Raw genomic sequence first — 7,539 nt, forward strand, 5'->3', positions numbered from 1 at the left:
GAGTCCTGCTCGGTGTTTCGTGTGCGCAAGGCCGAGGCGTAGGACGACGAACGCCAATGCTGTGGCGTAGGCAGCCCACGGGATCCACTGAAGTGGTCCCGGGTGCTGATCATGCTCGACAGTGAGGACTGCGCCCACGATTGCAGCGGAAAGGACGATGCCCGGCAAGGTTGCGAAATCGGCCTCAGCAATCAGGCGGAAGCCGAATGCCCACAGACACATCATCGGCACAGCAACAAAAGCCACGACGTGCGCGGCCACGACAACCGCGTACGGCGCCTGCCACGCGCCGGCGAAGACGGCAACCGTCACGGCCGCGAAGCCGAGTCCAGCGGCAATTGTGTAGCGCCGCATCGCGATGCCGTGCCGCTACGGGACATGTGCCGCGGGCCCAACCGGTTCGCCCACGCTTGTGTCTCAGCCTCAGGTGATGGTGTAGCCGAGCTGATAGGCCGCGCTGTCGATCGGTCCGGACAACCCGGGATGCGACAACGGCAGCGACAACGCCGGCAACGCAGGGAACGCGTCGGTGGCGCGTTCGGTGATCGCGATACACACACTGCCGGCGAACCGGCCGCGGTAGATGATCCCGTCGAGATCGTCGTGGGCCCGGTGAATGGTGCGGGCCCAGTGCTGGGTTCGCCCGTGTGCGGCGGAGTCGAGGGCGTGGTTGCCGCCGACCCGGGTCGCCCACGTCCCAGTACCGATGCCGGAAACATCGAGCAGTCTCAGCGGCCGGGTGAATCGCAGCCCGGTCAGATACGGATCGCCGCGGTGGCGGTCGATCACCCGGGCGCTCTGAAACGCCTCGGCCAACCCGCCGCGGGGACTGGATGCGCCGTACCAGATGCCGTAATCGGGATGTTCGACCCGCGGGGGCGGGTGGTGGTCGAACCGCAGGATCGGCCCGAACGTGCGCAGTCCATTCCACGGCAGCACATGGGTGCCGGTGGTGCGATGCACCCGCCACACCACCTCGGCCGGTTGCCAGTCGATCACTTCCTCGGGGCGCAGTCCCGCGTCGCGGAGGTCGGCGATGGTCGGTGGTGTGGGCAGCATCGACCCCATCTATGCCGATTCCCATTCGGCGGCGGTGATCACATCGTGGACCTGTTCGATATCGGCGGCGGCTCCGGCGCTGCCGGTCAACCACGCCACGATCGACACCGACCGGCCCTCCACGGTCAGCGACGGCTGCGGAAGGGTGAGCAACGCCTGCACGGTCAGCGGGTGCAGATCCTTCGTCAACAACGGCATCACCTGATCGAGGTGCGGCACCGCACCGGTATCGGTGAACTGAGCGGGCGGCAGCAACCGGTTCCGACCCGACGCGAATGCCCACAGGGTGCCCTCGCCGAGGCGTTGCCGGATCCGGGCCGCGGTCACCCCGAGCCGGTCCGCGGCCTGCGCGATGGACAGGGAGCTGCGGACCAGCTCCTGCATGCGAATGTCGCGGTCCACCCGTGCGGCCGTCGCCGCGGCCGGATCGTCGACGAACCCGGCTTGATCGAGCAGCGCTGCGTCGTGGTCGGACAGAGGCGGCGCCGCCGGATTCCGGTCGGACAGGCTGTGCAGGATCTGGGCGAAGAACTTCCGGCCGACATCGGTGCCGGTCACCTCCCGCAGCGCGTCCTCGAAACCGAGATCCCCGCGCAGATAGCGGGCTTCGGTGCTGATATCGGTGGCCTCATTCATCACACCCACCCCTCGCTTTCACTGATTATCGGGCACAAATCCATGATAGCCCGAAGTGTGAGAGGTCGCTACCGCGCACCTGCGGTGGTGGCACATCCATCCAGCGGTGCCAGGACCCTGGTGATTCCCGAGGCCGCGATGTGGTCGAGTGACGCATTCACCGCACACAGCCCGCCCGCGGATACATCACTTCGCCGATAGTCATCAAAACCATGCCATTCGGTCGGTTTTACTGCACGATTCACCCAGCACCACCCACCCCGACGAACAGGACCACCCCATGCGCATGACCGTCCGCACCACACTCCTCGCCGCCGCGACCATTCCACTCGCCGTCGCAGTCGCCGCCGCGCCGGCATCAGCGGCCGAAGCCAGCGACGTCACCTACGCCTTCAGCGTCACCGGATCAACCGTGACCAACACGATCACCAACAACACCGGCGCGTCCATCGGCTGCACCACCTCCCTCGCCGCCGCCCCCGACGGAGAACTTCCACCGGTTGACGACATCATGCGTACTGGTCAGTCCCTGTACCAGCAGGGCGACATACCGCCCGGCACCACCACCCAAACGGTCACCGATATCCCCGACGGCTCCTACGTCGCCCTCGCTTCCTGCGGACGCGAGGGCACCGACCCCGCCATGTGGGTCTCCGCCTACCCCGGGATCGAGCAATACCTGGTCCAGTTCCCGATGACCGCCTACACCGTGCAACAAGCCTCCACCGTCGTCACCGTCCCCAACTCCGACCCTAAACGGGAGGACATACCCGATCTCAGCGAGCCGGGCACCCTCTTCGGCAGCTAACCCACTGCAGCACAAGCTAACCCACACCCAGCTGTACCTGGCCCCGGGAATCAAACCCTCAACCCCCGAACCGTCCCCCGCCCACCTCGTGCCGGGGCACGGGACGGGTAGGGCAAAGGCGCATCGCAGGGAGTCGTCGACGGCGAGGATGGTTCCATGCCGATGCCGGAGTGGAACCAGGACAGCTTGGTGTGGCGTTTTGCCATGACCGACGACGGTCCGGACTTCCACGACACCCAGGGCTTCGAGCCACCGGACCCGTGGCTACCCGCGATCGCAGCCGTTGTCCGTGATCTGCGCTGCCTGCGATACGGACGCGACGTGCAGGTAAGCCGTCTGGTGTGGGAACTCGCCATCAGCGACCAGTACGCCGTCACCCTCGGCTGGCGCGGACCAGGGGTCGGTGGGTTCAACCTCTGCCACGGCATATCGATGGATGCGCCCTACCCGCAGGTCGCAGCATGGGTCGCCGAGACCGCGCAAGGCGAGCTGACCGGATACGAATTCATCCAGTGGCCATCGCGAGGACGGCACATCCTCAATCCCCGCCTCCGCCAGGAAGGACCGGTGTGGGTCGACCCACACACCGACACCGCGGTCGCCGCCATCGGTGAACTGTGCACGCAGCGCGCCGCCTGGGACGCCCTCGACCGGCGCCAGGAAGGTTGAAGGCGGCCAAAGGTTCCTGGGGATTCGACTCGCTGGGGCCCGCAGACGGCGTTTCGCACACACCGGCCTTACCGTGGGCCACGTGAGCGCAACCCCGGTCGCCATCGACGAGACCCATCCCGACGGCATCATCTCGCTCCTGACATACGCGGTCGGATCGGAAGATCGGGACCGCCTCGACGTGGCGCTCGTGCCCTACCGGACCGGCTCCACGGTCCTCGCCGTCGCCCGAACCCGTCGCCTGCCGGTCGGTGTGATCGGATACAGCGCCGCACCGCATCGGGTGACGCTGTTGCACCTCGCCACCAACCCCCACTACCGGCAACAAGGTACCGGCACCGTCCTCATCTACTGAGTACAATCCCGCCACCCCAGCACCGGATCGTCGCCGAAACCGACGCCGACCCAGTGCGCTTCTACGAGAAGACCGGCTTCACCAGCACCTCGCTCGGCGAGAAGTACCCCGGCGTCGAAAGGTTCCTCATCCGCAGGCGCCCGGCCCAGCTACTCGCATCACCGGTGATCACCACGGCCGGAACGATTTTCGAGTACTTGTGACACCACGAACGCTGGTGGAGGACGATCCAAGCCATGAACAGCCGGGTGGTCGTCCTTTCGGGGACTGGCTGCTCGGCGCACTCGCGCCCGCCCACCACGTCTTGGCTCAGCTGAAACGGCCGGATCGCGATGTACCACAGCCTCCTCGAATCGCTGATCGTCCGACAGCTGATGCTCGACCAGGGCGCCACCGTCGACTGCGCGATCACTGGCACCGTCGCACAGCGGTGGCAACAAATCGCCGAGGACCACGATGCCCGGCTCCACATCGTCGAATGCGTCTGCAGCGACGAACACGAACACCGCCGACGTATCGAAGGCCGGCACCGCAACATCCTCGGCTGGCACGAAGTCGACTGAAACCACGTGCAGCGCATGCGCGCCGAAACACCGCCACTGAGCGTGCCCATCTGACCGTGGACGCCATCTCCCCGCTGGAGGACAACCTCGATCGCATCCGCACCTGGACCAAGCAGCAGTGACCAGCCGGCCGGAGCTCTGAGGGCTGCCGAAATGGTCGCCGACGTGGATTTTCGGCCACCGACGCGGGCGGATCCGCCATTGAAGTCGATCAGGATCGGGTCCCCTGCATGCCGCGACCGGGGGCCAGTCAGACTTACTCCGAACTTGAGAATGGAGTGCTGATGGACCTGACCAACCCTGACTGAGGACGCACTGAAGTGGCCGCGTGAAGTCTTCGTCGAGCTGCGTCCTGTCTACCCTCCGCATGGCTCGCAAGAACGAGATCACCAAGTTGCGACGGAGGATCGTGCTGGATGAATCCGGAACCCTGCGGTACGCAGGGTTCCGGACGCCCAAGGAACGACCTGCTGTTCTGCAACTGGATCCACGCCTGTTTCGTCGTGGTCGAACTGAAGATAGGCCGGTTCGAACCCGAGCACGTCGGCAAAACTCGACTTCTGCGTGTTCTGGATCGACGAGAACATGCGCGATCACACCCAGCACAGACCCACCATGGGATCCTGCTAGGCGCCGGCCACAACGACAACGTCGCCCGCTACTCCCTTGCCGGGACCACCGCACCTACGGCGGCGTCCAGATCAGCCGACACGCCCCGCCCGCGGCACCAAAGCCGCCGGCGTTGGGGCGAGAAACAGTTGCTAAAGTCATGGGCGGGAGAGACTGGTCACGCGGCTACCCCGGGGGCGAATTCATCGCATGGCGAAGGATCAGAAAGGGTGTGGCTTGTGACCACCGACCAAGAAGTTGTGCAGCTTCTGGCGACGCGGCATCCGTTCCACGATCTCGACGCAATTGACGCCGGCCAGTTGAGCGACGACGAGGTCGGCACCATCCCCCGATGGTGGATCGACGCGCAAACCTCGAGCAATCCCGTCGACGTCGCGCTCCGGGCATGGGAGAACGCGGTCCCCGGGCAACTCCCGCGCGTCACACGGATCATCCGGGACGCCGCACCCACCCTCAGACTGTGCCGCGCGACCCTCTCCGAGGGTGGTCGGACCGCCGTGGTGCTGGCCTACATCTTCGGGGAAGCCCACCCATCATACTTTCAAGTCGCATACGGGCTAGCGCCGCTGCCGCAGAACGAAATTCCGTTGTTCGCTGCGGGGATCGATCACGGGCTCAAGACCTTCTATACGACCGTGCAGAACGGATTCTTCAACGAGGACCCCATCGGCCTGATGCCAGCTCAAGACATGCCGCGGATTTCGAACTTCGGGGAGGCAGCCGATTTCGAGTACGTCGGGCAATCACGGGACCCGGTGAGCAACGAACTCCGATTCGTGGAGATCGTGGAATCCGAACTACCCGACATCGACCAACTCGTCGGCGTCTGCCGCGACGCCTCCGACAACGCAGTCGCTCTGGATACACGCGACGACACCGGTCGAGTCTGGGAAATGTGGCACGGAGGCCTCGAACGCGTCGACAAAACCCTTTGGGAGGCAATCGACGAATGGGTAACACGCCTGTTCGGCATCGATGACAACCAGTGACAACTGGTTTCACCTCCACGTGACCGGCACACAGGAACAACGCCTGATGCGGCGGCCCGCTTCTTGTCCTCACAGGGCGTTGCGTCCTCGACTCGAAAACTGGGAACAACTCGCCGTTCCCATGAAGTCTCGCTTTCCTCGCGGGACCAGAAGACAGCGAACGGTGACCGGGTTTCCCGCATTCGCAAGCCGGAGTTGATCCGGTATCCATCCACCCCGCCCAGCTTCGTGGTCCCTGCAGTCAAGAGCTTCGGACACCATATACGCGTGCGGAGTGCGTATTCATCACGTAGTGAGAACGCGGGCGACGAATCCGTCGAGTCGATGGCATAGCTGTGCGATACGCGTCTGTGTGGGGAGGGCATGTTCGGGTTGATTGTCCGGCAACAATTTCAGGCCCCGGGCATAGAGCGAGCAGCAGAAATCGGTGCACAGGTAGGTGCCGATGCTGTTACCTGCCTTTCCCGACGCGCCGGCCTTACGCGCGGTGAAAAGAGCAGTCCCGCCGTGACGATGTACTGCGTGGCAGAGGTTGCACATGGCACTGCGTGGACGAGCACCCTCGGAGTTCGCCCTCCGGAGTTCGATGCCAGTCGCTCCGGACGCGTGCGTGGTGACCAAATACGCCCGTTGGGGGGAGCGTGGATCGACCCATCCGTAGAAGTCCAACTCCTCCCACTCCGTCTCATCGAAGCTCGGAGGAAAGGCCACTGTCTTGATTCGGCTCTGGGAGCTGTTGACGAAGGAGCGAAGAATCTCCTTCTTCGTCAGGCTGTGCATGTCAATCCCCTTTTTGTACTACGAGCGATTCATGAACCGATCGTAGTATAAAATTGCCGGCATGGGTCGATACAAGGATGCCGCCAGGTACCGAGAGTTGCTCGACGGATGTACTGCATATGCCGAGGAGCACGGCTTGTTCGACCTGACGCTGCGCCCACTCGCCGAAGATCTCGGAACGTCAACTCGCAATCTCCTTCACCATTTCGGTAGCCGTGAGCTGTTGGTCGAAGCTGTGGTGGACAGGGTGCGCGCGTCCTACCTGGACATGTCGCGCGAGTTGATTTTCCGAATCCGTTGCCTCGCAGAGGAATCGGAGCAGCGATCGGGACCCGAAGCAGTTGCGGACGTCATTGCCGAAGGATTGAACCTGGCATGGGCGGAGGCTTCGACTCCTTCCGGGCGACGTCGAATTGCTCTGTTCTTCGAAATCTATTCAGCAGCAGCGCGAGATCCAGGGTTGCGTGAGAGCTTTCTCCGGCCCGCCGTGGACGAGTGGCTTACCCCGATGGCCGATGCGATCGAAAGAGCGGGGGCATCGCCTGGAGCAGCTCGGTCGATCGCTGCGCGGATCGTTGCGGTGCATCGTGGATTGCTCTTGGAATACCTTGCGCTGGGCCCCAATGGGGATACACAGTCCGCGCACGACGACGCGGTCGTTGCAGCGCGTGCAGAGATCCTCGCCGGTACCCTACCTACCGTGTCCGATTTCGCGGCCGAGGCGAAATGACAATGTCGAAGACCGAGAGAAACGAGGCAGCGGGAGGGCGCGCAATCCTTGTCCGCGAAGTGCCTGCCCCGCTGGCAGTCCTCTCGGTGATCGCGGCACTGGGTGGTGCCGTTACCCGCTCCGCGTGTGTGATCGCGATCGTGCCGTTCGTCTCTTCGCTCCTGTGACCGGGTCTGTCGGTGTCAATGGAAAAGCCGCTGAGCCCTCGTCGAGATTGCGCCGGTTGTAGGCATGGCCCTCGTTGCCGGGACTCACAGGTATGGCACTGGTCGGTGAGCAGGACCTGCCCCACGGAGCGGCAGACTTTCGGGCACTCTCAC

11 protein-coding genes and 1 pseudogene are annotated in these 7,539 nt (G+C 64.2%); 9 read left to right on the forward strand and 3 right to left on the reverse strand.

Features of this window, described 5'->3' with window-relative positions:
• Positions 1-423 precede the first annotated feature (423 nt).
• Entirely contained in the window at positions 424-1,068 is a 645-nt protein-coding gene (locus tag R4P95_RS23810) for an RES family NAD+ phosphorylase (RefSeq protein WP_213572211.1), read from the reverse strand.
• On the reverse strand, positions 1,069-1,695 hold the full coding sequence (locus R4P95_RS23815) for a hypothetical protein (RefSeq protein WP_249353788.1): 627 nt from the start codon (positions 1,693-1,695) through the stop codon (positions 1,069-1,071).
• A 280-nt stretch (positions 1,696-1,975) separates the two neighbouring features.
• Here R4P95_RS23815 and R4P95_RS23820 point away from each other — a divergent pair, with 280 nt between their 5' ends.
• The 7 genes and pseudogenes from R4P95_RS23820 (at position 1,976) to R4P95_RS23845 (ending at position 5,709) form a co-directional block, all read left to right on the forward strand.
• The gene (locus R4P95_RS23820; RefSeq protein WP_317744755.1) at positions 1,976-2,503 is read left to right on the forward strand and encodes a hypothetical protein; all 528 of its coding nucleotides are present in this window, start codon (positions 1,976-1,978) and stop codon (positions 2,501-2,503) included.
• Positions 2,504-2,659: 156 nt separating this feature from the next.
• On the forward strand, positions 2,660-3,172 hold the full coding sequence (locus R4P95_RS23825) for a hypothetical protein (RefSeq protein ID WP_213572214.1): 513 nt from the start codon (positions 2,660-2,662) through the stop codon (positions 3,170-3,172).
• A gap of 82 nt (positions 3,173-3,254) precedes the next feature.
• Positions 3,255-3,527: a hypothetical protein gene (locus R4P95_RS23830; protein WP_249353790.1), complete on the forward strand. Its 273-nt coding sequence runs from the start codon at positions 3,255-3,257 to the stop codon at positions 3,525-3,527.
• Between the two features lie 53 nt (positions 3,528-3,580).
• Positions 3,581-3,730: a hypothetical protein gene (locus R4P95_RS23835; RefSeq protein ID WP_249353792.1), complete on the forward strand. Its 150-nt coding sequence runs from the start codon at positions 3,581-3,583 to the stop codon at positions 3,728-3,730.
• 129 nt (positions 3,731-3,859) lie between these two features.
• A complete protein-coding gene (locus tag R4P95_RS23840; RefSeq protein ID WP_213572215.1) occupies positions 3,860-4,090 on the forward strand; it encodes a hypothetical protein in 231 nt (76 codons plus the stop codon).
• Between the two features lie 416 nt (positions 4,091-4,506).
• Positions 4,507-4,779, forward strand: a pseudogene (locus R4P95_RS33655) (PDDEXK nuclease domain-containing protein); the annotation flags it as partial.
• Between the two features lie 159 nt (positions 4,780-4,938).
• Positions 4,939-5,709: a hypothetical protein gene (locus tag R4P95_RS23845; RefSeq protein ID WP_317744754.1), complete on the forward strand. Its 771-nt coding sequence runs from the start codon at positions 4,939-4,941 to the stop codon at positions 5,707-5,709.
• A gap of 285 nt (positions 5,710-5,994) precedes the next feature.
• Here R4P95_RS23845 and R4P95_RS23850 read toward each other — a convergent pair whose 3' ends face one another.
• The gene (locus R4P95_RS23850; protein ID WP_317744753.1) at positions 5,995-6,489 is read right to left on the reverse strand and encodes an FBP domain-containing protein; all 495 of its coding nucleotides are present in this window, start codon (positions 6,487-6,489) and stop codon (positions 5,995-5,997) included.
• 61 nt (positions 6,490-6,550) lie between these two features.
• Here R4P95_RS23850 and R4P95_RS23855 point away from each other — a divergent pair, with 61 nt between their 5' ends.
• Both R4P95_RS23855 and R4P95_RS23860 read left to right on the forward strand, forming a co-directional pair.
• Complete coding sequence (locus R4P95_RS23855) at positions 6,551-7,219, forward strand: TetR/AcrR family transcriptional regulator (RefSeq protein ID WP_317744751.1); 669 nt, start codon at positions 6,551-6,553, stop codon at positions 7,217-7,219.
• 2 nt (positions 7,220-7,221) lie between these two features.
• Complete coding sequence (locus R4P95_RS23860) at positions 7,222-7,386, forward strand: hypothetical protein (RefSeq protein ID WP_213572219.1); 165 nt, start codon at positions 7,222-7,224, stop codon at positions 7,384-7,386.
• Positions 7,387-7,539: the final 153 nt, after the last annotated feature.

The sequence above is a fragment of the Rhodococcus sp. IEGM 27 genome (assembly GCF_033142305.1).
GTDB classification, from domain to species: Bacteria; Actinomycetota; Actinomycetes; order Mycobacteriales; family Mycobacteriaceae; genus Rhodococcus_F; species Rhodococcus_F oxybenzonivorans.

Coding starts and splice junctions, on each gene's coding strand:
- R4P95_RS23810 (WP_213572211.1), bottom strand. CDS start 1,068: ATGGGGTCGATGCTGCCCACACCACCGACCATCGCCGACCTCCGCGAC.
- R4P95_RS23815 (WP_249353788.1), bottom strand. CDS start 1,695: ATGAATGAGGCCACCGATATCAGCACCGAAGCCCGCTATCTGCGCGGG.
- R4P95_RS23820 (WP_317744755.1), top strand. CDS start 1,976: ATGCGCATGACCGTCCGCACCACACTCCTCGCCGCCGCGACCATTCCA.
- R4P95_RS23825 (WP_213572214.1), top strand. CDS start 2,660: ATGCCGATGCCGGAGTGGAACCAGGACAGCTTGGTGTGGCGTTTTGCC.
- R4P95_RS23840 (WP_213572215.1), top strand. CDS start 3,860: ATGTACCACAGCCTCCTCGAATCGCTGATCGTCCGACAGCTGATGCTC.
- R4P95_RS23850 (WP_317744753.1), bottom strand. CDS start 6,489: ATGCACAGCCTGACGAAGAAGGAGATTCTTCGCTCCTTCGTCAACAGC.
- R4P95_RS23855 (WP_317744751.1), top strand. CDS start 6,551: ATGGGTCGATACAAGGATGCCGCCAGGTACCGAGAGTTGCTCGACGGA.
- R4P95_RS23860 (WP_213572219.1), top strand. CDS start 7,222: ATGTCGAAGACCGAGAGAAACGAGGCAGCGGGAGGGCGCGCAATCCTT.